This window comes from Massilia solisilvae (genome assembly GCF_024753215.1).
Lineage (GTDB): Bacteria > Pseudomonadota > Gammaproteobacteria > Burkholderiales > Burkholderiaceae_D > Telluria > Telluria solisilvae.
The window spans coordinates 524945-550115 of the sequence record NZ_JANUGV010000002.1 but is presented as its reverse complement, the minus strand read 5'-3'; the positions used below and the strand labels follow the sequence as shown (position 1 = coordinate 550115).

The following is a 25171-nucleotide window of genomic DNA, read 5'->3' as shown; positions in this document are numbered from 1 at the left end:
CACAACCCGACACGAGGCGGAACGTGCTCAGGCCCTTTGCGTGCTGCCATTTCCTGGCACGGATCAGCGCGGCACGCCGGCACGAAGACGCAGCATCGAGCCGATTTCGGGACATTGCGTAACGCCGGCGGTCCCGGTCAGGAAGGTGTCCCAACCAAGCCGCCTGCGATCGGCGCGCGTCGAGAGCGTCATGCGCTTGACGCAGCTGGGCGCCAGCAACAGGCGAATTTCATAACGCAAGGTGGGCGTGGCGAACAGTGTCACCATCTCTTCCATCGCTCGCCGCGCAGCGCCGCCAGGCAGGAACTCAGCAAGCTGCGCTTCCTCGAGCGGCCCCACATGCAGCCGAACGCGCAGGTCGTGGCGCCACAGCCGCACGCCGAGCGCCGTGCCTGCGCCTAGCGTCGGATTGGTGGTGCCGAGTGTGCTGCGGCGGTTCTCGGGTATCGGATCCCAGCTGCCGACGAACTGCTCCAGCTGGATCGGCACACCGAAGTAGTCGGCCAGAACCCGCTCGACCGTGGCGGCGGACACTGGCCGTGTTCTCAAGAGCGATGCGTAATAGGCCTTGGTTTCAGCCCGTACCCGGCCACTGGCCAATCCGTTCGCGGCATGCGTCCTGACGCCAGCGAGCGCCATCAGCATCGGCAGCAGCCGGTCCTGGCCGCGAACGTCGATCCCATGCTCGACCCGGTACTTCCCCCAGGCCTCGTAGAATAACCCGACCAGCCGGTTCGAGAAGACGTCCATCAGTTCGCGCTGGCTCGCATCGCCGTCCATCGACTGCCGCGCCGCGAGCCGCTCCGTGTCATGCAGCGGCAGCGTGCCGGTAGCGCCGAGCAAACCAACGAATGCGGGAGTGATCCGGATCTTGCGCACCTGGCCGCTTTGCATCGCACGCACGCCATCGCGCTTGTCCAGCGGCGCCTTCGGCTCGACCTCGACCGCGTGGACTTCGCTCGCCGGGAACGCCAGGGACAGGCTGTTTTGAAAGCGCAGCACTTCCTTGAACGCGCGTTCGTAGGGAACGCCGTGGCGCCGGAGGACGCCCAACAGCAGATTCACAAGCTGCACGAACTGGAACCGCTGCGGTTCATCCAGCAGCAGATCGATTACAGCAGACTCATACGTCCGCTTCTGGGCTGGCATCGGAACAGTTCCTTTCCGCTCTGGTGCGACAGGACGACGAGTTCGACAAAGCTGTTCACGTAGGCGAACAGGCTGAAGAAGTGATCGAGGACCTGCGCGAACAGGTGCAGGCCAGCGCCCACAAAGGCCTCCTCGTCCAGCGTGAGGCGTACCTCGGTGCCGTGCGCGAGCGATGCCCCTCGCTTGTACCGAATCCACGCGGTGGTCTCGTTCTGCTCGAGGTCGACGATGCCGCCGATCTGCCGCCGCGACACTGGGGTCTGCGCGAGATCATAAAGGGCGAGCATCTCACGCAGTCCCGCAGCCCCTTCCTGGAATAGTGAGTGGTGATTGAGGGCGAGGTGCGAGATCAGGCGCCAGTCGGTATCGGGTCCCTTCTCCAGCCTGAGTGGACGCGTGGGCCTGCGCAAGAAGCGGATAAGGTCACTGCGCGCGGCGCCTGGCAAAAACAGATCGCCCTCGGGCGCGCCGACCTTGACCGAACATGGCAGGTCACGGTTCGTGCAGCTTAGCTCGACCGAGAGGGAATTTCGTTCAATCTGTTGAGGTTCGCAGTCCGAGTTCACGAGCGTGATCGACTTCTCGTGACCCGGACTGGTCAAGGCTAGCGTTTCGTCATGGCGCATCAGCCAGTAGCGCCCTTTGGGCACATCCACTTCCTCGCCGTGCCGCAGCGAGTAAAAGGGGCAGAACTCGACGGCAGTGGCCCTGCCGCTTCCATCCTGGCGAACCATGTGCACCTTGTCGACCGAGTACACCTCGAACGCCTGCGGACAACCATTGTGGGCCAGCAGCGTGTAGTCGGCGGACATCTGCTCATACGTGATCGGCACGCCCGGCTGGCTGAACAGGTTCACCACCGGTGTGCAGCCCAGCAGCAGGTTCTCCGCCGAGAGGCTAGCCAGCATGCGCGCCTTGTCGCAGTCGGGTCGCACGTCGGCGACCGCAAGGCGCAACGTGACGCGGTTGCAGTCTTCGGGCACACGCGCCAGCACTGCCGCCAAGTCGATGTCGAAGAAGTTGAATTTTTCGGGGAACGCAAAATATTCGGCGAAGATGCGATATGCCGCATGCGACTGCGCCTTGAACGGGATCAGCCCTTCGTCATCCGCAAAGCCGACCGGCTTGATCGGCACTTCCACCAACCGCTGCCACGCACCGTCCTCGCCCACCTGCACGTACGCGCCGGCGGTGTGCATGAACAACACGTCGCGCAGGGTGGCACAGAAAGACGAGTCGCCGTCGACGTACAGCCGCACCGTGCCCGGCTCCTTTGCGGACAACGGCATGCCCGGCTTGATGGACTCCAGGACTAGCGTGAGCGATGATGTCGTCCCCTGCGGCAGGCGCGTTCCGACCGGCGCGCAAATCATCGATTCGAAGCTCGCCGATGCCACCATCACGCCGCCAGGCGCAACGTCATACACTGTCTTGAAGGTGCACGGTACGCCGCGTACCGGCGCGGTCTCGAGCTGCGTCCCGCGCGGCGCCACGGCGATCGCTGCTGCCTGGCCGTCCGCGTCCGGTTCGCCAACGAACCGCGCGATCGCGCACGATGGAAACGGCCTCAAGAAGTGGGGGAACAGCAGGTTGAGCAGCGCTTCGGTAAATTCAGGATACGAGTCGTCCAGCCGCTTGGTGACGCGGGCGCAGAGCAGTGCTACCGCCTGGATCAGCCGCTCGACGTGCGGGTCGTCGCACGCTTCGCCCCCCATCTGCAGCTTGGCCGCTACTTTCGGATAGCGCTGCGCATACTCCCGGCACAGGGACCTGAGGATCACGAGCTCGTGCTCGTACTTCGCAAACAATTCGTCCATGAGAGCGGCGGCCTCGTGTTCTAGTTGGTCCCCTCGACCGAGTACTGCTGCAGAGAGGGGCGAAAGACGGCATTGAAGGACATCGCTCCGGCTTGCGGTGCGCTTTTGAGCTGCGCCGTGATCAGGAAATCGACGCGGTTGATCGCGCCCCTTTTCTGGCACAGCGTCACGGCTACTCTCTGCAGGCGGGGCTCATGGCGCTCGATGGCAACCCGCACCGCAGTGCAGATTTGCTGCTGGTCGGTGTCACTGGTCATGCACATGCCCGCGAAGTCGATCAGGCCGTAGTTGACGATGGAGCCCGCCACCGCTGGGTAGGACGCGAGGTCGGACGGCATCAGCGCCGAGCGGGTGTTGAGAAGCGCTTCCAGGTCGCGCGTGATGCTCCGCCTGCACACCTCCAGCGCGCGCGCCTGTGCTGCGGTCCTGCTGGAAGGAGGCCGTTCGTCATCGTCATCCAGCCTGTCGAACAGGCCCGGTGAAAAGCCGTGCATGCATCCTCCTTGCGATCGTCCACGGCGATTATCGATGGCTTGTTGATCCGCAATTTTGCGCGCTCGCAATAACTGCAAACAGGAACGGAAAAGCGGGTTGATCTGAGCAACATCAATGGTGAGATGGCCGCGTGAAGCCATGCTTTTGGGAATCTGTGCGGCAAACAACACGACGGAGGAAATCATGAGCGCGTCCAAAATCCTGTGGTCGGAAGGCCTGACGTTGGGCCCGCAGCACTTCCAGCGTCAGGACATTTACCACGAGGCGCGGCTGCGCCATATGGCCAAGGCGCTCAACCCGCATTTTTGGGGCATTTGTTCGGTTCAGTGGAACCTCGATGCCCTCGGGCACGGACGCCTGAGCGCCGACGCGATGTCGGTCATTTTCCCGGATGGCGAGATCTACGATGCGCCCGGATCCGACCTGCTGCCCGATCCCGTTGACCTGTCGCGCCTGCCGCCAGAGACACAGACGTTCACGTTCTACATGTCGCTGGCGGTGGTCAAGCCGCACGGGGGGAATGTCGCCGACGACGGGCGCTACGTCCGCTGCGAGTCGGAGGTGCTCGACCTGTACAGCGAGGCGCTGGCGATCGAGGTGCCGTTCCTGAAGACCAAGGCCCGGCTGGTGTCGCAACTCGGGCCGCGCGATCCGCATACCAGCCTCCCGGTGGTCCAGATCCGGCGCACCGCGGAAGGCGGGTTCGAGATCGAACCTTCCTTCATACCCCCGAGCGTGGCAATCACGCCCGTGCTCAAGCGCATGGCAGATGGCTTGATCAGCGCACTAACCGCGAAGATCGAAACGCTGCAGCGCATGCACCGGAAGACCAACGCCGACGTGTACGAGGTATCGACCGGGGATATCTCATCGTGGTGGATGCTCAACATCGTGAGCACCGCGAACGCCTTGCTGATGCACGCCACGCGGTCGGCCGGGCATCACCCGGAAGCGCTGTACGAGAAGCTGTTGGCCCTGGCCGGCGGGCTCATGACATTCTCGGACAGGTACAAGACCGCCGACCTGCCGGCCTACCGGCACGACGCGCTCGGTGATGTCTTCGGCAAGTTGGAGGTCATCATCCGCGACCTGGTCGATACCGTCATCGCGGCGAAGTACTTCCTGATCCCGCTGGCCGCCGACAAGAACCGCCGCTCGTTCTACCGGGGATCACTCGATACTTCCCGTGTGACGCGCGACACCCAGCTGGTCCTGGCCGTCAACGCCGACATGCCGCCGCTGGAACTGGTGGCCGCGGTGCCGGCGCGGCTCAAGCTCGGCGCTCCCGACGACCTGGACAAGATCATCGGCTCGGCGCTGCCGGGTGTGCCGCTCACACACATGCCGCAGGTGCCGCCCGCGGTGCCGGTGCGGCCTAACACCTACTACTTCTCGGTGTCAACAAAGAGCACCCTGTACGAAAACGCGCTGAAGACAGGCGCTATCGCCGTTTACGTCCCCGATGGGATTCCGGGATTGCAGATTGAGCTGATTGCGATTACCTGATAGGCACTGGCGCCCTTCTGATCACTTCCAACGTCCATACCGGACCGGATGCCGGGGTCGCTTCCGGCGGTGCGTGCTCGTCTAATCCTGCCGTTCAACGGGCGGACCGGCGCTGACAGCCGTGTTGGCTTTCATCATCCCATAACGCCCCGGCTGAAGGTTGGGAGCAAAGGTCACGGCATACAGCTTCGGACCATCTACCCAGAGCACTTCCTCGATACGTCGTCCTTGATCGTCGGTGAACACCGTCGAGATTGCGGGCTTGGTGTCATCACTCTACAGTTCGATTCCAGTCGGGGGGACCAACTCTTCGCTTCAGGTCGTCTCGCGGTGTCGCACCGCATCGCCAAGAAGGTACGGCGGCCGCGTCAATGCCCCGCGGCAGCAAGCGGGGCAGTTCCCTGAAGTCGACGCTGCAGCAGGTCCTGGGCCACCGCGAGTGCCTTGTCCGGCGCCGATGCGATATCCGGGATGACGCCCACGCCCTCCCAGTTGGTATGGGTAATTGGACTGATGCTGCGTCGGCCAGGTATCACGGCAAAAAAATGATCGCCAAGGCGATAAGGGCGCGCAGGGTGGGCTCCGCCCCAAGTCCGCTCGCCGATCACCGTGGCGCGTTTCAGTGCCTGCATTGTGTAAGCGAAATCTTCTCCGGCAGACATCGTGTTCGGGCCGGCCAGGATAACGACCGGCTTCTTGCTGCCATAGCGTTTGCCGTCAACTTTATCTCGGGTCCAATGCTGCATACTGACGCCGGTATCGCGATCCCAGATGTCGTTCAGGCGAGTACGCTGGTCAACGAAATAGCTGACCAGTAAGGCTACGGATTCCGGCGCGCCGCCGTGGTTGTCGCGCAGGTCCACGATGAGGCCATCTGTGTCAGCGAGTTGATCCATCGCTTCGCCGTACTTTTCTGCCATGATGAAATCAGGAGGGAAACCGGAAACCTTCAGGTAGCCGATGTTGGGGCTCAGACGATCGACCTTTTCCACGCGCTGGTGTGCCATGCGGCGCATGATCAGCCGCATGACGATGTTGGTGCGTTGCTCCCACTCCGCTTGCGACGCCGGTGGCGGCCCTCCCGCAGTGTCCGACGGAACCGGCTTGGGACTGAACCTCACCCCCATATGCAGGTCATGCGCTACCTCGCGAATATCGTCCGTGAGCTGTTTTGCCAGCTGATTGCCGTCCGTCACCCCATCGTACTTGCCCTCGTGCTGGCGCTGACGCAGGACCGCTTCAATTTGCTTGGCCTTGTCGGGAAAGACATAGTGCTCGTTCAGCCTCGCCACCAGCGTATCGATCGCCTCCACCCGCATTGCGCTGTTGACGACAATCTTTGGCTGCGGCATCTGTTGTTCCCACAACGGCCGCCACAAGGGCATGGTCGCATATGCGCCGATCACGGTCAGCACCAGCAAAGACGGTATGACAATCCATTTCTTTTTCATTTTTTTCCTCTGATTGTGGCACACGGGTTTTGATGTTTGATGGATATATCAGAAACGAACACTTCATCAATGAGGCAACGAAGTGGATTCAGCATAGCACAGAAATTGCTAGATCATAGCAATTATGATTTCCTATTAAGTGCACATCGCTCGAAGGATGATGTGGATCGCCAGAAGCCGCGTGCGTTTCAATTCTGAATCCCTAACCTGGATTATGTTTTTTGCACCGCGGCAACGTTACCATTAGGTCATGGTTTCCCGTCGCCTTACCCGTCAACTCGTCTGCTGGCTGCTCTGCCTGTACGCAGCCGCGCTGTCGATTGCGGCGGCGGCCCCGGTTGTGCTGCCGGCGACCGGGCACCAGGCGACGATGGGAATGCACTGCCACGAGCAGCCGTCGCCCGTCAAACAGCACCACGCCGCCTGCAGCGACAGCTGCCTGCTGGGCTGCCTGCTCGCCACCGCTGTCGGCGCGCCATATGCCGAAATGCGCATCGCGGGCGCCGCATGCCCCGCACCGCTGCACGGCCTTCTCCCTCCTTCCCAGACTGCCCTGCCGGCAGTCGCACTCTGTGCTCCCCTGCCGCCACGCGGCCCGCCAAGCCTGTCCTGATTGCCCACAACCTTACGACTCACCCGATGCTTGCCGTCCCCACGCGGCACGGCACGCATCCGCACAAGCAAACAGGATTAGAAATGAAAGCGACGTTGAATAAACGGCTGCTGGCGGTCGCCATTGCAGCTACCCTCCCCTGCCATGCCGCCTTTGCCGGCAGCGATCCAGCGGGCCTGCCCAAAGTCACCATCACCGGCACCAAGGCCGACGTAACGCAAGTCGATGTCAGCCGCGCGGGCTTCCCCACCGATACCGCGGGCCTGCTGCAGCAAGTGCCTGGCATGAGCATCGTCACCGGCGGCGGCGTCTCCGGCCTGCCTTCGATGCGCGGCCTGGCGGACGACCGCCTGCGCATCCAGGTCGATGGCATGGACATCGTCTCGGCCTGCGCCAACCACATGAACCCGGCCCTGTCGTACATCGCGCCGTCGCAGGTGGACTCGGTCCAGGTGCAGGCCGGGATCACGCCGGTGAGCGCCGGCGGCGACAGCATCGGCGGCACCATCCGCGTACGCTCGGCAGATCCGCGCTTTGCCGCTCCAGGCGCCGAACTGCTGAAGGACGGCCAGGCCTCCTTCTTCTACCGCTCCAACGGCAACGTGCGTGATGCCAGCGTATCCGCCACGCTCGCCACCGAGCGCTTCTCCGCCACCTACAACGGCGAGGCGGTCAAATCCGGCAACTACCACGCGGGTGGCGACTTCAAGCCAGCCACGCTGTCCACTCTCCCGCGCGCGCTGCCGCTCGATGAAGTGGGCTCCTCTGCCTACGAATCGCGCAACCAGTCGGTGACCCTCGCCGTGCGTAGCGAACAGCGGCTGATCGAACTGCGCATGGGCATGCAGCACATCCCGTACGAAGGTTTTGCGAACCAGCGCATGGACCTGACGCGCAACGACAGCCAGCAGTTCAACCTGCGCCTGCAGGAGCGCCGCGACTGGGGCACGCTTGAAGCGCGCGCCTACCACGAGCACACGCGCCACGGCATGAACTTCGGCGACGACAAGCTGTACTGGTACGGCGCCAAGTCCGACATCCCCGGCATGCCGATGGATACGGAAGGACGCAACACCGGTGTGTCGACGAAGGCCAGCGTGCGGCTTTCGGACCCGGACCTGCTGCGCATCGGCGCCGAGTACCAGCGCTACCGCCTGAACGACTGGTGGGCGCCGTCCGGCGGCGGCATGGCGCCGGACACCTTCTGGAACATCCGCGACGGCCAGCGCGACCGTCTCGCGGCCTACGCTGAATGGGACCGCCGCTGGAGCCCCGAGTGGTTCAGCCAGTTCGGCATCCGTGGCGAGAACGTGACCAGCGACGCCGGCGCGGTGCAGGGCTACAACGCCTCGTACGCGGCCGACGCAAAGGCGTTCAACGCCCAGGACCGTCACCGCGAAGACCACAATCTCGACCTGACCGCGCAGGCGCGCTACGCGCCGCACCGCGAGGCCACCTACAAGTTCGGCTACGCCCGCAAGACGCGCTCGCCCAACCTGTACGAGCGCTACAGCTGGTCCACCGGCGGGATGGCGATGAACATGGTGAACATCGCCGGCGACGGCAACGGCTACGTGGGCGACGTCAACCTGCGCCCGGAAGTGGCGCACACGGTCACCGCCAGCGCCGACTGGCACGACGAGGCGCAGGAACGCTGGTTCATCACGGTCGCGCCCTACTACACCTATGTGAAGGACTACGTGGACGCGCGCTGCCTCACGGCGCAATGCGCGCGCAACGCGTTTGTCTTCCTGCGCTTTGCGAACCAGGATGCGCGGCTGTACGGCGCCGAGTTCTCGGGCCGCGCGCTGCTGGCCCGCGGCGCCTACGGCAACCTGAGCGCCAGCGGCCTCGTGAACTACGTGGTCGGCAAAAACAAGACCACGGGCGACAACCTGTACAACATCGCGCCGCTCAACGCGCGCCTGTCGCTGGTACACCAGCTGGGCGCGTGGGGCAACACGGTGGAGCTGCAGGCGACGGCGGCCAAGGACCGCGTCTCGCAGCTGCGCAATGAGCTCAAGACGGGAGGCTTTGCCCTGCTCAACCTGCGCACCAGCTACGCGTGGAAGCACGTGCAGCTCGATGCGGGCGTAGAGAACCTGTTCGATCGCCGCTACGACCTGCCGCTCGGCGGCGCCTACGTGGGCCAGGGCCGCACGATGTCGCAATCGGGCACGCCGTACGGGATCGCGGTGCCGGGCATGGGCCGCTCGGTGTACGCAGGCCTCACGTTCAAGCTCTGACGCGCTTGTGCCGGGCTGGCAGCCGCCGGCCCGGTTAATCGGCGGGAATGTGGATCTTCGCCTTGATGTGCTTGAGGCTCGCGACCATCGTGAAGGTCATGATGACCAGCAGCGACCACGAGCTCCATTTGCTCAGGTGGACAATCGACCACGCGCCCATCTGGTTGGGGTAGCGCCACACGCCCCAGAAGGTGCCGATGTTCTCGGCCAGCCAGATGAAAAAGCCGATGAGCACGAACGCCAGCATCAACGGCATCTGGCGGTCTCGGTCGAGCGGCCGGAAAATCACCGTGGTGCGCGAATACAGCCCGAGCACGCAGGCGGCCAGGTACCAGCGATAGTCACCGATATAGTGGTGGGTGAAGAAGTTCGCGTAGATGAGGATCGCGATGACCGCCGCCATCCAGTATGGCGGATGGTGGCGCACGCGCAGGTCGAACAGCCGCCAGGCCTGCACGATGTAGCTGCCGATGGCCGCGTACATGAAGCCTGCGAACAAGGGCACGCCCAGCACCTTGGTGTAGGCGAAGTCGGGGTAGCTCCAGGACTTGATGCCGCCGGAGACCTTGAAAGCTTCGAGCGCGAAGCCGACCACGTGGAACAGGCACACGGCCTTCAGTTCGTCCATCGTTTCAAGGCCGGCGCGCACCATCCACACCTGGATGGCGATGGCTACCACCAGCAGCAGGTCGTAGCGCGGGATGCCTGCGACGCCGCCGCACGGCACCAGCAGCACCGCCGCGAAAAACAAGGCCACGAACAGGCACGAACGCGCTTCCTTGATCCCGAAGTATAAAAACTCGATGGCGGCGCGCCGCAGGCTGCCCATCTGGCGCGGCCGGTCATCCATCAGGAAGGTGTCGAAGGCGGCGAGCATGACTGGTGTTCAGGCCGCAATCAATCCCACGCCGCCGGATCGACCACGCCCGCGGCACGGAAAGCCGGTTTGCCGAACAGGTAGCCCTGCATCAGGCTCACGCCCGCATCGGACAGGAAGTCGCGCTCCGCACGGGTCTCGATGCCCTCGGCGAGCACGCGGATATCGAGCTCGCTGCAGATCGCCAGCACGCCCTTGACGATCGCCTGCTTCGCCTTGCTGGTGTCGATGCCGCGCACCAGCCCCATGTCCAGCTTGATGATGTCGGGCTGGTACTCGGACAGCAAATCAAGCCCCGCATAGCCCGCGCCGAAGTCGTCGATGGCGGTGCAAAAGCCGAAGCGGTGGTATTCGCGGAAGATGTTCACCAGGTGCGGCCGGTCCTGCACCTTTTCACCTTCGGTCACCTCGAAGATGATGCGCTCGATCGGGAAGCCGTACTCGCGGGCCGCCGCGAAAGTGCTCTGGATGCAGGCGGCCGGCTGGTACACGGCATTGGGCAGGAAGTTGATCGACAAGTGCTCGCGGATGCCCAGCTCCGCCGCGCCCTTGATCGCCTGCACGCGGCAGGCCTGGTCGAACTGGTAGCGGTTTTCGTCCGTGACGCGCGACAGCACCGACCACGCGCCCTCGCCGTTCGGGCCGCGCACCAGGGCCTCGTGCGCGAAGATCGTGCGCGCCTTGACGTCGACGATGGGCTGGTAAGCAAACGCGAACTCGAAGTCGAGTGGCTGCGCGGTCTTGCATTTGCCGCAGGCGCGGTGTTCTGGCGGGACGTCTGGCTGGACAGGGATCATAAACGAGAGAGTCGGGAAAATGGCCCAGTATGCGCTAACTCCGAAGAGCCAGCCACACATTTGCCGGCCGCGCTCAGTTCCTGTCGTTGGCGTCAAGCTGGCGCTTCATCTGCGACAGCAGCTCGATCAGCCGGGCCTTGTCGTCGCCCGGCACGCCCTCCAGCAGTTCCTCGATCCAGCGCTCGTGCACCGCGGCCATCTCGCCGAACGCGCGGCGGCCTTCTTCGGTGAGCCTGACCGCGTAGGCGCGCCGGTCCCTCGGATCGGGCACGCGCACGACCAGCTTTTCCTGCTCCAGCTGGTCGGTGATGCCGGTGACGTTGCCGCCGGTGACCATCATGCGCTTGGAAAGCTCGCCCATGCGCAGCCCGTCGGGGTGGCGTTCGAGCTGCGCCATCAGGTCAAAGCGCGGCAGGGTGATGCCGAAGCTGGCGCGCAGCCGGCTGCGGATCTCGTTCTCGATGCGCACGGTACAGGACAGCATGCGCAGCCACAGTTTGAGCGACTGGTGGTGTTCATGGGTGAGGCGGCTGGCCAGGTCCAGTGCGCCGTCATCGTCATCCCGTTCGTCGTCCGCCATCTCGCCTCACTCGAGTGCCTCAGCCCGTAGTTTGAAACGCTGCAGCTTGCCGGTCTCGGTGCGCGGCAGCGTATCCCTGAATTTTACAGAACGCGGGTACTTGTAGGGCGCGATCTGCTGTTTGACGAAGTCCTGCAGGCCGCACACCAGCGCGTCGGACGGCTCGAACCCGGCCTTGAGCACCACATGCGCCTCGACCAGCTGTCCGCGTTCCTCGTCGGGGCGGCCGATCACGCCGCATTCGGCCACCGCGGGATGGCGCAGCAGCGCTTCTTCGACCTCGGGGCCGGCGATGTTGTAGCCGGCCGAGATGATCATGTCGTCGGTGCGCGAGCGGTAGTAGAAGTAGCCGTCGGCGTCCATCTCGTAGGCGTCGCCGGTCAGGTTCCAGCCGTCGCGCACGTACTCGCGCTGGCGCGGGTCGGCCAGGTAGCGGCAGCCGGTTGGCCCCTTGATCGCCAGGCGCCCGATCACGCCGGGGCCCACGCGCTTGCCGTCCTTGTCCAGGATGCAGGCCTGGTAGCCGGGCACCGGCTTGCCGGTCGCGCCGGGCCGAATGTCCGCGCCCGCCGCCGAGATGAAGATGTGGAGGATCTCGGTGGCGCCGATCCCGTCGATCATGTCCAGGCCGCTCGCCTCGCGCCAGGCATCGCGGGTGGCCAAGGGAAGCGCCTCGCCGGCCGACACGGTGCGCGTCAGGCTGGTCAGGTCATGGCGCGCGGCCAGCGGCGCCATCTGGCGGTAGAAGGTGGGCGCGGTGAAGCACACGGTGGCGCGGTGCTGCTCGATTGCCGCCAGCAGGGATTCGGGCGTGAGCTTTTCCAGCAGGATCGCGCTCGCCCCCACGCGCAGCGGGAACAGCAGCAGCCCGCCCAGGCCAAACGTGAACGCGAGCGGCGGCGTGCCGATGAAAACGTCATCCACTTGCGAGCGCAGCACGTGCGGCGGAAAGCAGTCGCAAATGGCCAGCACGTCGCGGTGGAAGTGCATGGTCCCCTTGGGCACGCCGGTGGTGCCAGAGGTGAAGCTGATCAGGCAAACGTCGTCGGCCGAGGTGTCGACCGCATCGAACGGCTCGCCGTGCGGCCGCATCAGCGCATCCAGCCCTTGCGCATCGGTCTGGTCGCCGAACAGCAGCACCGGCGGGCATTGGTCCAGGGCGTCCAGTTCGGCGCGCAAGGCGGTGGCGCACAGGACCGCGTCTACCCTGGCCTTGTCGATGATCTTGCCCAGCTCGGCGGCGCGCAGCAGCGGCATGGTCGGCACGGCGATCAGGCCGGCCTTCTGCACGGCCAGGATGCAGGCGGCCATCATCGGGCAGTTGGCGCCGCGCAGCAGGACGCGGTTGCCGGTGACGAGCTTGAGGTCGCGCCGCAGGACGTGGGCGATGCGGTCGATGCGGTCAACCAGGTCGCGATAGGTCCAGCGCTCGTTGGCGCCCACCAGCGCGGTGCGCTCGCCCCACCCTTTGGCGATGGCGGCATCGACCAGTTCGGCCACGCAGTTCAGGCGTTCGGGGTACTGCAGGCCGGGCAGGTCGAACAGGAATTCGGGCCACTCGTCAAACGGCGGCAGGTTGGCGCGGGCAAAGCCGTCCACGTAGGCGGAGGGACTCAAGTCTGCAGCGGTCAAGCGTGTCATGGACGCCCCGTGAAAAAGTATCGGCCGAGAACCCGGAAGATACTTTAAATCTAAACAATCGGCTCAGCAAGGGGGATTTGTGTGGGGGGGCTGTAGGGTGGGCGGATTTCCGCCCACGCGTTCAACCTCCGCTTGATTGGCCTGGTGCGCAGGTCTGGGCAGAGCGTTTGAACGCGTGGGCAGGCAAGCTGCCCACCCTACCGATCAGCGGGTGCCGAGTGGGCAATTGCTACCCGTGCGACGAATCACGAGGCGGCCAGCGCGCGCGCCAGCTCGCTCTGGCGCAGCGCGCTCTGGCGGGCCTTGTCCAGCGCGGGCTCGACTTCGCATGGCAACAGCGGGGCGTCCTGCGCTTCGAGTGCCTCGAACGCGGCGGCGGCCCCCAGCAGCCCGAGCGTGCTGCAGCCTTCGCGCAGGCGCGCCAGTTGCGCGCGCGCTTCCGCGGTTTCGCCGCAAGCGAGCAGCTGCTCGATCAAGGGGCTGGCGGCCACCAGCTGCTTGTGCAGGCCGCCCAGATAGAGCAGCAACCGGTTGGCGTCGATGCCAAGCCGGCGCACGGTTTGCGCAGCCGGCTCATCGCCGCCGTCGGCCGGTTCCTGCAGGCCGGCCAGCAATGCGCGCACTTCTTCCACCTGGAACGGCTTGACCAGGTAGGCGTTGGCGCCCATGTCGCTGGCCTGGTCGGCGACGCTGCGCTCGCTGGCGGCGGAGGCCAGCACGAAAGGCATGTGCGCAAGCTGCGGATCGGCCTTCACGCGTGCCAGCAGTTCCATGCCCGACAGGTGCGGCATGCGCAGGTCGCAGAAGGTGATCGCGGGCCGCAGACCGCGTTCGAGCTGGCGCCAGGCGTCCTCGCCGTCCTCGGCTTCGTGGACCTCGAAATGTCCGCTGGTGTCGACCAGGTGCATGAGCACCATGCGCGACACGACGTCGTCGTCCACCACCAAGACCTTCATCCGATCGCTCATGCGCGTCTCCCGCTTTCTGTCACACCATTATACCGGCTGGCCCCACCGCAGCCGGGCACCTCACGTGCATGCCCCGGCAAACGCGTCGAGCATGTCGGCCAGCTGCGGTAAGGCGGCGTCCAGCGCCGTCCAGTCACCGTGGTCGGCGGCCGCCTCCAGTTCCGCGCACAGCTGGTTGAGCGCGATCTCGCCCAGGTAGGCGGCACTGCCGCGCAGGCCGTGCAGCAGGAGCGCGCAGGCTTCGCCGTCGCGGCGCGCCAGCGCCTCGTTCAGCTCGCCGCGGCGGCGCGGCAAATCGGCGGCAAACGCGGCGCGCACGCGCTCGCGCAGGTCGCCGCCGCCCTTCGGTCCGTGTCCGGCCGCCTCGGCCAGCGGCGCAGGTCCGGTGAACACGCCGAACATGGCATCCAGTTCCGCCGTGCTGGGCGGCTTGGCTGCCGCCGGCGACAGCGGGTCGAGCGCGATCCCGCGCGCAAGCTGCACGCCGATCGCGCGCGTCAGCTTGGCGTGCAGCGAGTCCTCGTCGATCGGCTTGCTCAGGAAGCCGTCCATGCCGCTGGCAAGATAGCGCGAACGGTCTTCCTCGCTCGCGTTGGCGGTCAGCGCGACGATCATCACCTGCGGGTCGAGCACCGGGCTGCCCGGCTCGCCGCCGGCGCGGATCAGGCGCGCGGCCGTGATGCCGTCCATCTCGGGCATGCGGCCGTCCATCAGGATCAGGTCATAGCGCTTGCGCGTGCACGCATCCAGCGCCTGGCGCCCGTTTTCGGCGATATCGACGTCGTGCCCCAGCTCCTCGAGCATGGTGCGGATGATGATCTGGTTGGTCGGGAAGTCTTCGGCGCACAGCACCCTGAGCTTGTGCGTGTGCGGCACGCGCGGGGCGCGCGGCTCCTGCGGCGGGCGCACCCCGTCGGCCAGCGGCAGCACGAAGGTGAAGGTGCTGCCCTCCCCTTCGGTGCTCTCGACGCTGATCCAGCCGCCCATCAGCTGCACCAGCTGGCGGCAGATGGCCAGGCCCAGTCCGGTGCCGCCATAGCGGCGGGTGGTGGTGCTGTCGGCCTGTTCGAACTTCTGGAAGATGCGCGGCAGCGCTTCGGCGGCGATGCCGATGCCGGTGTCCTGCACCGAGAACCGGATCATGTTGCGGCCCTGCGCGTCGGCCACCTGGTCTTCCGGCCGGCGCTCGACGCACAGCCTGACCATGCCCTCGTTGGTGAACTTGAAGGCGTTGCCGACCAGGTTGACCAGCACCTGGCGCAGCCGCGTCGGGTCGCCCACCACGAAGCGCGGCAGGCCAGGCGCCATCTCGATCGCAAAGTCCACGCCGCACACGGCGGCCTGCTCCTCGAACAGGCTGACCACGTTCTCGATGGTGGCGTCGAGCGCGAAGTCGATGTTCTCGATGGTGAGCTTGCCGGCCTCGATCTTGGAAAAGTCGAGCAGGTCGTTGATGATCGACAGCAGCGACTGCGCGTTGGCCTGCCCGCGCACGATCTGCTCGCGCGTGGCGTCCTTGAGCTGGGCGTCGCGCAGCGCAAAGCCGAGCATGCCGATCACGCCGGCCAGCGGGGTGCGCATCTCGTGGCTCATGTTGGCCAGGAATTCGGACTTCTGGCGCGTCGCATCCTCGGCGCGCTGCTTGGCCAGCCGCAGCCGCTCCTCGTTCTCGTGCAGCGCGCGGTTGGCCTGGGCCAGCTCGTGGGTATTCTGGCGCACCTGCTGTTCCTGCTCGCGCAGCTCCTCGGTCTGGCGTTCGAGCAGGCGGTTCTGCAGTTCGATCTCCTCGGTACGCGCGCTGACCTGGCGTTCCAGCAGCTCCTTCTGGCGGCGCAGGCCCGACAGGCGCGCGAGGATGATGCCGTAGGTGACGCCCGCCAGCAGGATCACGCCCAGGACGCGGAACCACCAGGTCTTCCAGTACGGCGGCTCGATGATGATTTCGAGGGAGGCCGGGGTGTCGCTCCAGACCCCGTCCTTGTTCGCGGCACGCACCCGGAACACGTAGTAGCCGGGGTCCAGGTTGGTGTAGGTCGCATAGCGCTTGCCGGCATCGGTGCTGACCCAGTCCTGGTCGAAGTTCTCCAGCCTGTAGGCGAAGCGGTTGCGCTGCGGAGCGGCGAAGTGCAGCGCCGAGAATTCGAGCGAGAAGATCGATTCGCCGGCCGACAGCGTGATGCGCCTGGCCTGCTCGATCGGGCCGGACAGCAGGCCCGGATGGACCTGCGCGATCGGCTGGTTGAATATCTGGAAGCCCGTGATGACGGCGCGCGGCGCGACGCTGTTGTCGTGGATCTCACGCGGGTTGAACGCGGTCATGCCGTTGAAGCCGCCGAAGTACAGCGTCCCGTCGGGCATCGCCAGCGCGGACCCGTCGAAGTAGGCGCCGTCCGTCGTGCCGTCGGCCGCACCGTAATTGCGCCAGGCGCCGGTGGCCGGGTCCAGGCACGACAGGCCGATGCTGGTGCTGGCCCAGATGCGGCCGTCCTGATCTTCCAGCATGGCCGCCACGTCGTCGTTGGCCAGGCCTTCGTTGGACGTGTAGCGCACGAAGCTGATCTTGCCGTCCTTGCCCTCGACCATGCGGTTCAGCCCCACCGCGGTGCCGACCCACAGGTTGCCCTTGCGGTCTTCCAGCAGATAGTGGACTTCGTCGTGCGAGAGCGTGGACGGGTCGGCGTCATCGTGGCGGAAGTGGCGGAACTTGCCGGTGGCGCGGTCGAGCAGGCTCAGGCCGCCGAACGAGCCGACCCAGAACCTGCCGCGGCTGTCCTCCAGCACCGGGCGCACGGTGTTGTCCGACAGCGTGGCCGGGTCGGACGGGTCGCGCCGGTAGGTGGTCAGCTTGCCGCTGGCCGGGTCGAGCCGGTGCAGGCCGCCGGTCGTCGAGATCCAGATGATGCCCTCGCGGTCGGTGCGCATGAACCGCACCGTGTTGGCATTGGTATTGCCCGGCACCAGCACATGCCGGGTGAAGCGACCGGTGGCCGGGTCGAAGCGCGTGACGCCGGTGTTCGCGCCGATCCACAACACGCCGTTCTTTTCGACCGCCAGCGCGTTGCCCGCCTGGTCGATCAGGCTGTTCCGGTTGTTCGGCTGGTGCCGGTACACCTGGGTGGTCACGCCGCTCGACGGGTCGTACAGGTTGATGCCATCGTTGGTGGCCATCCAGAGCTTGCCGTCCGGCCCCGCCGCCAGCGCGCGCACCTTGTTGTCGCCCGGGGTCACCCTGGCGTCCGGCTCGCGCAGGATGCGCGCGAAACCGCCACTGCCCAGGTCCACGCGCGACACGCCGCCGTACCAGGTGCCGACCCAGAGCGTGCCCACACGGTCGCGGTACAGCGCGGGCACGCGGTCGTCGGCCAGGCTGTGGCGGTCGGTGACCAGATGCGGGTAGTGGGCAAAGCTGGAGCTGCGCCAGCGCCAGCGATACAGGCCATGTTCGCGCGAACCGATCCACAGCATGCCGTCCTCGTCGCGGTACAGCGAGTCGATCTCGCCCGGCTTGAGCCCTTCGGCCGGCCCGAACAGGTGGCGCTCGCCGCGCGGCGCCTGCGCCCAGCGCACCAGGCCGCCGGCGCTGCCGACCCACAGGCCATGGTCGCGGTCCAGCAGCAGCGCCTGGATCGTCTCGTAGGCGCGGCCGAACGGCGAGCGATAGTGTTCGAAGCTGGCGGCGCCCGGCGCCATGCTGTCCAGCCCGGCCGCGGTGCCGACCCACAGCCGCCCGCCGGCATCGAGCGCAAGCGCGTTGACCAGGTCGTCGGACAGGCTGGACGCGTCGCCCGGCACGCGGTGCCAGGTGCGGAACTTGCCGGTCGCCGGGTCGAAGTGCTGCAGGCCGTCGCCGGTGCCGAGCCACATGCCGCCCTTGCCGTCGTCAAGGATCTTCATGATGCGGCGGTTGGCGTTGCCCTGCCGTCCCGGCTCGTTTGGCGCGACATGGGTGAAGGTCTGGGTCGCCGGTTCGAAGCGATCCAGGCCGCCGTCGGTGCCGATCCACAGCTGGCCCTTGCGATCCACGAACAGTGCGCGCACATAGTTGTGGGCGAGCGTGCGCGGGTCGCCAACCACGTTGCGGTAGTTGGTCATCCGGTAGCCGTCAAAACGCGACAGGCCGGTCTGGGTGCCGAACCACATGAAGCCATCGGCGTCCTGCACGATCGCGAGCACCGTTTCCTGCACCAGGCCGTCGTCGACCGACAGGTGCTCGAAGCGCAGCGTGGGCGCGGGCGCGGCATGCACGCTCGCGCCGAGCAAAACGGCCAGCGCCAGCAGAAGGAGGCGGACCAGGGTTCTCATGATGCGAAGAAGGCCAGCACGTCGTCGCGCCGGGCAAAGGTGTCGCGCCGGCCCAGTTCGACCAGTTCACGGGTGTAGCTGCGTTCGAACAGCAGGTAGGACGACAGCGCCGAGCCGCGCGCCTCGGTCGCGCCGATCCCGGACAGCAGCGTGCGCACCGGTCCCGGCAAGCTTTTGGTGTGGCGTGCGGCGATGTCGTCCAGCCGTTCCGATGGCGCGATGACCAGGAGGCGCACCTGGCGCAGCGGGGTATTCTGGTGGTGCTCGCGCGGCACCATCGACAGGGTCTGGTTGATGCGGTTCAGGCGCTCGACGTCCACCGCCAGGCTGTCGAGGAAGATCGAGGACAGCGCGTGGCCGGCGATCTGCGCCAGGCTCGGGTAGCGCGTCGACGGCGCGGTGGCGCGCGGCGCCTCGCTCATGCGGCCGGCGCCGACCACCAGCACGCGCGAGGCGCCCAGGTGGATCGCCGGCGAAATCGGCGCCAGCTGGCGCATCGAGCCATCGCCGCAGTATTCAAGGCGCCCCGCCAGGTACAGCGGCACGGCCGGGAAGACGAACGGGATCGCGGACGAGGCCAGCAGGTGCTCGACGCCGATCTGGTCGGCCATCGCCACCCGCTGGCTGCGCTGCCACGGCGCGATCTCGGCCGCGCTCTGGTAGAAGGTGATGTGGTGGCCCAGCGTGTACGACGAGGCGGTGACGGCCAGCGCGTGCAGGCGGCCCGAGGCCAGCGCCGCGTCCAGCCGCGGCAGGTCGAGCATGCGGTGCAGCAGGCCCACCAGCGGCGTGTTGTCGAGCAGGGAACTGGGCGGGGCGGCGTGCCACTTGCGCAGCATCCAGCCGAACGACAGCAGCGACAGCCAGCGCGCGCCGGAGCGCAGCACGCCCAGCGGGTCGGCGCGGTACACCTGGTCGGCCGTCACGTTCAGCCACACCTCGAGCAGCTTGCCCACGCCCTCGGCGAAATCGTCCGCGCGGCACGCCAGCGCAGTGGCGTTGAGCGCGCCGGCCGACGTGCCGCAGACGATGTCGAACGGGTTGTGCGCGGCCTTGCGACCCGCGTCGGCCAGGATGCTGCCCACCGCATCCAGCACCCCGGCCTGGTAGGCGGCGCGCGCGCCGCCACCGGTCAGGATCAACCCGGTCTTTTGTTCGATTTCCATCCAACAAGATTAGCAAAGTCTGCCGCTCTTGGGGTGGAATTTCGGCCTCAATCCCCCTTGGCGATGCCTTCGCGGCGCGGATCGGCGCCGCCATACCACAGCGGCACGCCGTGCACGTCGATGCGCTCGATGCCGTGCAGGCCCGAGTTCTGCTCGGTGATGCGGATTGCATGGCCTCTGGCCTTCAGCGCCTCGATCTCGGCGGCCGGAAAACGCCCCACTTCCAGCTCGGTGGGACCATTGCGGCTGCCGAAGTTGGGCAGCGAAATGGCCTGCTGCACGTTCAGGCCCCAATCGAGGGTACCGACCAATACCTTGGCCACGTAGTTGATGATCGCCGGGCCGCCGGGCGAGCCGACGGTGAGCACCAGCTTGCCGGTCTTCTTGTCGAACACCACGGTGGGCGACATGGCGCTGCGTGGCCGCTTGCCCGCTTCGACCCGATTGGCGATCGGGCCGTTGGCGTCGCGCGAGTCGAATGAGAAGTCGGTCAGCTGGTTGTTGAGGATGAAGCCATCGACCATCTGGCGCGAGCCGAAGGCGTCTTCGACCGTGGTGGTCATCGCAAGGCCCGCGCCGTACTGGTCCACCACCGACATGTGCGAAGTCGAATGCGCCTCGATCGAGTTGTCCGTGCCCCAGGCCACGTCCATGCCGGGCGGGTGGCCGGCCGGGGCCACGCCCATCGACTTGGCGCCCACCAGCGCGGCGCGCTGGGCCAGGTAGGTCTTGTCCAGCAGGCTCGGGATGCCGCGCCCCGGCAGCGGCACGAAGTCGGTGTCGGCGGCGTAGCGGTCGCGGTCGGCGTAGGCCAGACGGCCCACTTCCGAGAACACGTGCACGGCATCCACGCCCGGCACGCCGTTCACCGGCGCCAGCGCCTTCATGTTCCTGGTCTCGAACATGCCCAGCATCTGCGCCACCGCGATGCCGCCCGAGGACGGGGGCGGCATGCCGCACACGGTCCACACGCGGTAGTCGCTGCACACCGGCTCGCGCACCTTGGGGCGGTAGCTGGCGATGTCCTGCGCGGTCAACAGGCCCGGGTTGGTCGGATGCGCATGCACCTTGGCGTCGATGTCGCGCGCAATGTGCCCGTTATAGAAGGCGTCGGCGCCGCCGTCGGCGATCTCGCGCAGGGTGCTGGCCAGCTTGGGGTTCTTGAGGATGTGCCCGACCGGCCAGGGCTGGCCGGCGGCGTCGTAGAAGTAGGCGCGCGCGTCCGGGTCCTTGCGGATGTATGGGTCCAGCGCCAGCAGGCGGTGCAGGCGCTCGCTCACCGCAAAGCCGTTCGCGGCAAGATCGATCGCGGGCTGGAACAGCGTCTTCCACGGCAGCTTGCCGTGCTGTTTGTGGGCCAGTTCGAGCATGCGCAGCACGCCCGGCGCACCGGTCGAGCGGCCGCCGACGATGCCTTCGGTGCGCGACATCGGCTTGCCGTCCGGGCGCTGGAACAGGTGCTCGTCGGCTTTGGACGGCGCGGTCTCGCGGCCGTCGAACGCCTGCACCTTCTTGCCATCGTAGTAGACGAGGAAGGCGCCGCCGCCAATGCCGGACGACTGCGGCTCGGCCAGGGTCAGCACCATCTGCGTGGCGATGGCGGCGTCGATCGCGGTGCCGCCTTTTTTCAGCATCTGGTAGCCGGCGTCCACCGCGAGCGGGTTGGCGGCCGCCACCATGTACTTGCTCGCCGGCCACCCTGCCTTCTCCTGGTAGCCGGTCGCCGCTTCGGGCGCCCGCTGCAAGGTATCTTGTGAATAGGCCGGGGCGAGGAACGCGCCGCCAAGGGCGGCAACAAGCGCGAGCAGTCTGAACTTTGACACAAGGATCTCCACAATCAAAAAGGGCGCGCGGCCTGCGCCGGGCGCCCGATACCATGTGGCATCCTACAACAAATCAAAGTGTCAATACGGCATCTTTATTTCGGCTGCATGCGGATGGCGCCGTCCAGGCGGATCGTCTCGCCGTTGAGCATGACGTTTTCGATGATGCTCTTGGCCAGTTGGGCGTACTCGGCCGGCATGCCAAGGCGCGGCGGGAACGGCACCATTTTGCCCAGCGAATCGCGCACTTCCTGCGGCATGCCCATCAGCATCGGGGTCTCGAAGATGCCCGGAGCGATGGTCATCACGCGGATGCCGTTGCGCGACAGGTCGCGCGCCATCGGCAGGGTCATGCCGGCCACGGCAGCCTTGGATGCGCCGTAGGCAGCCTGGCCGATCTGGCCGTCGAATGCCGCCACCGAGGCGGTGTTGATGATGACGCCGCGCTCGCCGGTGTCCACCGCATCGGTCTTGCTCATCGCGTCGGCGGCCAGGCGGCACATGTTGAAGGTGCCGACCAGGTTGATGTTCACGGTGCGCTGGAACACGTCCAGCGGGTGCGGGCCGTCCTTGCCGACCGTCTTGACCGCGGGCGCCACGCCAGCGCAGTTGACCAGGCCGCGCAGCGTGCCCAGCGCCAGCGCTGCCTCGACCACGGCCTTGCCGTCGGCTTCCGAGGTGACGTCGCACTTGACGAATTTGCCGCCCAGTTCCTTGGCCAGCGCTTCGCCCGCCTCGACCTGCACGTCGGCCAGCACCACCTTGCCGCCGGCTGCCACCAGCATGCGCGCGGTGGCCGCGCCGAGACCGGACGCGCCGCCGGTGACGATGAACACGTTGTTTTGAATTTGCATGGTTTTCCCCTTTTGAGTTTGCATTTAACGTTTACGTAAACGTCAACCTCAACGATTGTAGCGAACTTTTGAAGGAAAAAACCACGACCAGGTTAAAAGCATTGCATTGTCGTGCCGTTCCGGTTGCACAGCCGCCCCTTGCTGTCGAGGGCGGCGTTGCCCACGCCGGTCTGGTAGCTGTTGCCGGACGCGTCGGTGCACTGGTTGCCGGTGCAGGTGTTGATCGGGGCCGGTGGCGGCAGGTTGGCCGGCATCGGCGTTTGCGGTGCGGCCGGATGCAGCACCGGGCCGTATGCCTGCGGCGCGGTGGGCGCGGGCATGCTGCCGATGATGGCGGGCACGGCGCGGCGCCTGGGCGGCGCCTTCTTGTCATCCTTGCGCGGCGCCGTGTCTTGCGGGCGGTCCTGCGGCTGGCCCTTCACCGGTTGCTCGCCGGGCTTGCGCTGCGGCTGCTGCGCGGCGTTGCCGGCCTGCTCTTCCTGGGCCTGCGGCGTGCCGTCGCGTTGTTCCTGCGCGGTCCGCGCGGCCTCGTGCGACTGCTGGGCAGCCGCTCCGCCGGCGGCCAGCGCGCCCAGCAGCGCCAGCAGTCCGGCCAGGGGTTGTGCATGCTGTTTCATGTGCCACCTCATGCGAATCGGTTAGAACAGGCACATTATCCGCTGGCGTACAGCCGTCAAGCGCACGCGAGCATTGCAATGGCCGCGCTGACGTGTTGTCATCTACGCGTCAGCTTGGCACGCTAACCTCTCGGGATCGAATTATAAAATTCAGGAGACACAATGCAGACTGCTCAAGAACTCTACCAGTCCAAACGCGGCACGGCGCACGATGCGCTCAATCACCTGCGCGACGGCGACATGATCATCGTGCCGACCGGCGTCGGCGAGCCGCCTGCCCTGCTTGCGGCCCTGTCGGAAGAACGCCGGCGCTTCAACGACATCAAGGTGTCGCAGATCCTGGCCATGCGCAAGTACGGCTACTTCGACCCGGAGACCGCGCACCATGTGCGCCACTCGGCCCTGTTCCTGGGCGGCGCCTCGCGCGCGGGCGGCCAGGCCGGCTGGTGCGAGTACATCCCGAATTATTTTTCCGAGATCCCGACCCTGATCGAGCGCGGCCTGATGCCGTCCGACGTGGTGTTCGCGATGGCTTCGCCGATGAGCCCGCACGGTTTCTTCTCGCTGAGCCTGGGCTGCGACTACACGATGGCCGCGGTGGCCAAGGCGCGCGTGGTGGTGCTGGAGGTGAACCCCAACGTGCCGTTCGCGCACGGCCAGTGCCATGTGCATGTGTCGCAGGTGACTGCACTGGTCGAGACCGAGGATCCGATCATGGAGGTGGGCCTGCCCACCATCGGCCCGGTGCAGGAAGCGATCGGCAAATACGTGGCGGACATGATCGAGGACGGTTCGACGCTGCAGATCGGCTACGGCGGCATTCCCGACGCGGTGGTGATGCAGCTGACCAACAAGCGCGACCTGGGCGTGCACACCGAGATGATCGGCGACGGCATCCTCAAGCTGGTCGAATGCGGCGCGATCAACAACAGCAAGAAGACGCTGGTGCCGGGCAAGATGGTGGCGACCTTTGCGCTGGGCTCGCGCAAGCTGTACGACTTCATGCACAACAACCCGATGATCGAAATGCATCCGTCGGATTTCACCAACGACCCCTACATCGCGGGCCAGAACGACAAGCTGGTATCGATCAACGCCAGCCTGCAGGTGGACCTGCTGGGCCAGTGCGGCAGCGAGAGCATCGGCCACCTGCCCTACTCCGGCACCGGCGGCCAGGTCGATTTCGTGCGCGCGGCCAACCGCTCGCGCGGCGGCAAGTCGTTCATCGTGCTGCCGTCCACCGCCAAGGACGGCGCAATCTCGCGCATCGTGCCTTCGCTCACGGCCGGCACGCACTGCACGACCAGCAAGAACGACGTCAACTACGTGGTGACCGAATACGGCGTGGCCCAGCTGCGCGGCAAGTCGGCGCGCGAGCGCGCCAACGCGCTGATCGCGATCGCGCATCCGGATTTCCGCGGCTGGCTGCGCGAGGAAGCGCAAAAGATATGCATGCTTTGAACGCGTAGCGCATCACGAAACAGTACCTCCCGCACGTCGTCCCGGCGCACGCCGGGACGACGGCGGTTACGTTCCGTCCCGCGGGCCGTTTGCCGCAGGCGGCGGCGCGATCGTGAACGAGGCCAGGTCGGCCAGTCCCATTTCCCCCTCCAGCTCCGCAATATGCTTGAGCGCATCCTCGAACCCATCGTGGCCGAACACCTGCTGTTCGATGTGTTCGAACCGCTCGCCCATTTCCTTGAACGCTGACGCGGACAGCGAATCCTTCCAGGCCGTGAACACCTCGGTATCCTCGCGCGCGGCGTGGTGCGCGTACATGATGGCAAAGTCGTGCAGCGCGCGCCCGAGCGGGCGGGCCGCCAGCGGGTCGATGCGCCCGCGCCGCGTGGTGTCGATGACATAGGCGGTCAGCTCGCGGCCGCGCTCGTGCTGCTGTTGGAGCACGTCCGGCAGCCGCGCCACCCGCCCTTTCAGCTTGCGTACGGCCGGGAAGATGATCTGCTCTTCCAGGCGGCGCTCGTGGTAATCCTCGCCAAACGAACGGAACAGCGAGGCGGTGCGCGCCAGCACGGTCGCCGGCACCGGCCCCTTTTCCCGCAGCAGCCGCTCGGATGCGGCCTCGTAGATGAGGAGCGCGCGCCGCAGCACCCCGTGCTCGCGCATCAGGTCTTCGGTAGCCGACACCTGCCTGCCGCCTTCTTCCGCTCGCGCGGGCGCCGGGACATACACAGCCACCACCGCGCCGCCAGCCTGCGCTGCCGTGCGGATAAACTCACGCCGGTTCGCCATCACCGCCTCCTTTGTCCAT

Annotated in this window: 19 protein-coding genes; 4 read left to right on the top strand and 15 right to left on the bottom strand. The window is 66.3% G+C overall.

Features of this window, described 5'->3' with window-relative positions; all coding sequences use genetic code 11:
• Window positions 1–63 precede the first annotated feature (63 nt).
• From tssG to tssE, 3 genes are read right to left on the bottom strand one after another with little or no spacing between them, the layout of a single operon-like run.
• A complete protein-coding gene (gene tssG / locus NX773_RS10670) occupies window positions 64–1149 on the bottom strand; it encodes a type VI secretion system baseplate subunit TssG (RefSeq protein WP_258856308.1) in 1086 nt (361 codons plus the stop codon).
• A complete protein-coding gene (tssF, locus tag NX773_RS10665) occupies window positions 1113–2966 on the bottom strand; it encodes a type VI secretion system baseplate subunit TssF (RefSeq protein WP_258856307.1) in 1854 nt (617 codons plus the stop codon). Before tssF ends, tssG begins: the two co-directional genes overlap by 37 nt.
• 20 nt (window positions 2967–2986) lie before the next feature.
• Window positions 2987–3646, bottom strand: coding sequence for a type VI secretion system baseplate subunit TssE (tssE, locus tag NX773_RS10660; RefSeq protein WP_258856306.1), 660 nt, complete (start codon window positions 3644–3646; stop codon window positions 2987–2989).
• On the opposite strand from tssE, the gene tssK reads away from it, so the two are divergent.
• Window positions 3645–4967 carry a type VI secretion system baseplate subunit TssK gene (gene tssK, locus NX773_RS10655; protein WP_258856305.1) on the top strand — a complete coding sequence of 441 codons (1323 nt, stop codon included), beginning with the start codon at window positions 3645–3647 and terminating at the stop codon, window positions 4965–4967. The genes tssE and tssK overlap by 2 nt on opposite strands.
• 368 nt (window positions 4968–5335) lie before the next feature.
• Here the strand turns inward: tssK and NX773_RS10650 are convergent, their stop codons facing one another.
• The gene (locus tag NX773_RS10650) at window positions 5336–6418 is read right to left on the bottom strand and encodes a S41 family peptidase (protein WP_258856304.1); all 1083 of its coding nucleotides are present in this window, start codon (window positions 6416–6418) and stop codon (window positions 5336–5338) included.
• 250 nt (window positions 6419–6668) lie between these two features.
• Here NX773_RS10650 and NX773_RS10645 point away from each other — a divergent pair, with 250 nt between their 5' ends.
• Window positions 6669–7031: a hypothetical protein gene (locus NX773_RS10645; RefSeq protein WP_258856303.1), complete on the top strand. Its 363-nt coding sequence runs from the start codon at window positions 6669–6671 to the stop codon at window positions 7029–7031.
• Between the two features lie 83 nt (window positions 7032–7114).
• A complete protein-coding gene (locus NX773_RS10640; protein WP_258856302.1) occupies window positions 7115–9277 on the top strand; it encodes a TonB-dependent receptor in 2163 nt (720 codons plus the stop codon).
• A 34-nt stretch (window positions 9278–9311) separates the two neighbouring features.
• On the opposite strand, the gene NX773_RS10635 is transcribed toward NX773_RS10640, so the two are convergent.
• The 10 genes from NX773_RS10635 to NX773_RS10590 form a co-directional block, all read right to left on the bottom strand.
• Window positions 9312–10154: a DUF817 domain-containing protein gene (locus NX773_RS10635; RefSeq protein WP_370662241.1), complete on the bottom strand. Its 843-nt coding sequence runs from the start codon at window positions 10152–10154 to the stop codon at window positions 9312–9314.
• Between the two features lie 20 nt (window positions 10155–10174).
• Window positions 10175–10951, bottom strand: coding sequence for an EAL domain-containing protein (locus tag NX773_RS10630; protein WP_258856301.1), 777 nt, complete (start codon window positions 10949–10951; stop codon window positions 10175–10177).
• Window positions 10952–11024: 73 nt separating this feature from the next.
• Entirely contained in the window at window positions 11025–11531 is a 507-nt protein-coding gene (locus NX773_RS10625) for a MarR family winged helix-turn-helix transcriptional regulator (RefSeq protein WP_258856300.1), read from the bottom strand.
• A gap of 6 nt (window positions 11532–11537) precedes the next feature.
• A complete protein-coding gene (locus tag NX773_RS10620) occupies window positions 11538–13172 on the bottom strand; it encodes an AMP-binding protein (RefSeq protein ID WP_258856299.1) in 1635 nt (544 codons plus the stop codon).
• A gap of 245 nt (window positions 13173–13417) precedes the next feature.
• Complete coding sequence (locus tag NX773_RS10615) at window positions 13418–14140, bottom strand: response regulator (protein WP_258856298.1); 723 nt, start codon at window positions 14138–14140, stop codon at window positions 13418–13420.
• 60 nt (window positions 14141–14200) lie between these two features.
• The gene (locus tag NX773_RS10610) at window positions 14201–18442 is read right to left on the bottom strand and encodes a hybrid sensor histidine kinase/response regulator (RefSeq protein WP_258856297.1); all 4242 of its coding nucleotides are present in this window, start codon (window positions 18440–18442) and stop codon (window positions 14201–14203) included.
• Complete coding sequence (locus tag NX773_RS10605) at window positions 18439–19608, bottom strand: patatin-like phospholipase family protein (protein WP_258856296.1); 1170 nt, start codon at window positions 19606–19608, stop codon at window positions 18439–18441. The genes NX773_RS10610 and NX773_RS10605 overlap by 4 nt, the downstream gene beginning before the upstream one ends.
• Window positions 19609–19655: 47 nt before the next feature.
• A complete protein-coding gene (gene ggt, locus NX773_RS10600) occupies window positions 19656–21431 on the bottom strand; it encodes a gamma-glutamyltransferase (RefSeq protein ID WP_258856295.1) in 1776 nt (591 codons plus the stop codon).
• 95 nt (window positions 21432–21526) lie between these two features.
• On the bottom strand, window positions 21527–22285 hold the full coding sequence (locus tag NX773_RS10595; protein WP_258856294.1) for a 3-hydroxyacyl-CoA dehydrogenase: 759 nt from the start codon (window positions 22283–22285) through the stop codon (window positions 21527–21529).
• A 92-nt stretch (window positions 22286–22377) separates the two neighbouring features.
• Complete coding sequence (locus tag NX773_RS10590; RefSeq protein WP_258856293.1) at window positions 22378–22902, bottom strand: hypothetical protein; 525 nt, start codon at window positions 22900–22902, stop codon at window positions 22378–22380.
• A 162-nt stretch (window positions 22903–23064) separates the two neighbouring features.
• Here NX773_RS10590 and NX773_RS10585 point away from each other — a divergent pair, with 162 nt between their 5' ends.
• Window positions 23065–24363 carry an acetyl-CoA hydrolase/transferase family protein gene (locus NX773_RS10585; protein WP_258856292.1) on the top strand — a complete coding sequence of 433 codons (1299 nt, stop codon included), beginning with the start codon at window positions 23065–23067 and terminating at the stop codon, window positions 24361–24363.
• Between the two features lie 66 nt (window positions 24364–24429).
• On the opposite strand, the gene NX773_RS10580 is transcribed toward NX773_RS10585, so the two are convergent.
• Window positions 24430–25152, bottom strand: a complete 723-nt coding sequence (locus NX773_RS10580) for a hemerythrin domain-containing protein (RefSeq protein ID WP_258856291.1) — start codon at window positions 25150–25152, stop codon at window positions 24430–24432.
• Between the last annotated feature and the right edge of the window lie 19 nt (window positions 25153–25171).

Coding starts and splice junctions, on each gene's coding strand:
- tssG (WP_258856308.1), bottom strand. CDS start 1,149: ATGCCAGCCCAGAAGCGGACGTATGAGTCTGCTGTAATCGATCTGCTG.
- tssF (WP_258856307.1), bottom strand. CDS start 2,966: ATGGACGAATTGTTTGCGAAGTACGAGCACGAGCTCGTGATCCTCAGG.
- tssK (WP_258856305.1), top strand. CDS start 3,645: ATGAGCGCGTCCAAAATCCTGTGGTCGGAAGGCCTGACGTTGGGCCCG.
- tssE (WP_258856306.1), bottom strand. CDS start 3,646: ATGATTTCCTCCGTCGTGTTGTTTGCCGCACAGATTCCCAAAAGCATG.
- NX773_RS10650 (WP_258856304.1), bottom strand. CDS start 6,418: ATGAAAAAGAAATGGATTGTCATACCGTCTTTGCTGGTGCTGACCGTG.
- NX773_RS10645 (WP_258856303.1), top strand. CDS start 6,669: ATGGTTTCCCGTCGCCTTACCCGTCAACTCGTCTGCTGGCTGCTCTGC.
- NX773_RS10640 (WP_258856302.1), top strand. CDS start 7,115: ATGAAAGCGACGTTGAATAAACGGCTGCTGGCGGTCGCCATTGCAGCT.
- NX773_RS10635 (WP_370662241.1), bottom strand. CDS start 10,154: ATGCTCGCCGCCTTCGACACCTTCCTGATGGATGACCGGCCGCGCCAG.
- NX773_RS10630 (WP_258856301.1), bottom strand. CDS start 10,951: ATGATCCCTGTCCAGCCAGACGTCCCGCCAGAACACCGCGCCTGCGGC.
- NX773_RS10625 (WP_258856300.1), bottom strand. CDS start 11,531: ATGGCGGACGACGAACGGGATGACGATGACGGCGCACTGGACCTGGCC.
- NX773_RS10620 (WP_258856299.1), bottom strand. CDS start 13,172: ATGACACGCTTGACCGCTGCAGACTTGAGTCCCTCCGCCTACGTGGAC.
- NX773_RS10615 (WP_258856298.1), bottom strand. CDS start 14,140: ATGAGCGATCGGATGAAGGTCTTGGTGGTGGACGACGACGTCGTGTCG.
- NX773_RS10610 (WP_258856297.1), bottom strand. CDS start 18,442: ATGAGAACCCTGGTCCGCCTCCTTCTGCTGGCGCTGGCCGTTTTGCTC.
- NX773_RS10605 (WP_258856296.1), bottom strand. CDS start 19,608: ATGGAAATCGAACAAAAGACCGGGTTGATCCTGACCGGTGGCGGCGCG.
- NX773_RS10595 (WP_258856294.1), bottom strand. CDS start 22,285: ATGCAAATTCAAAACAACGTGTTCATCGTCACCGGCGGCGCGTCCGGT.
- NX773_RS10590 (WP_258856293.1), bottom strand. CDS start 22,902: ATGAAACAGCATGCACAACCCCTGGCCGGACTGCTGGCGCTGCTGGGC.
- NX773_RS10585 (WP_258856292.1), top strand. CDS start 23,065: ATGCAGACTGCTCAAGAACTCTACCAGTCCAAACGCGGCACGGCGCAC.
- NX773_RS10580 (WP_258856291.1), bottom strand. CDS start 25,152: ATGGCGAACCGGCGTGAGTTTATCCGCACGGCAGCGCAGGCTGGCGGC.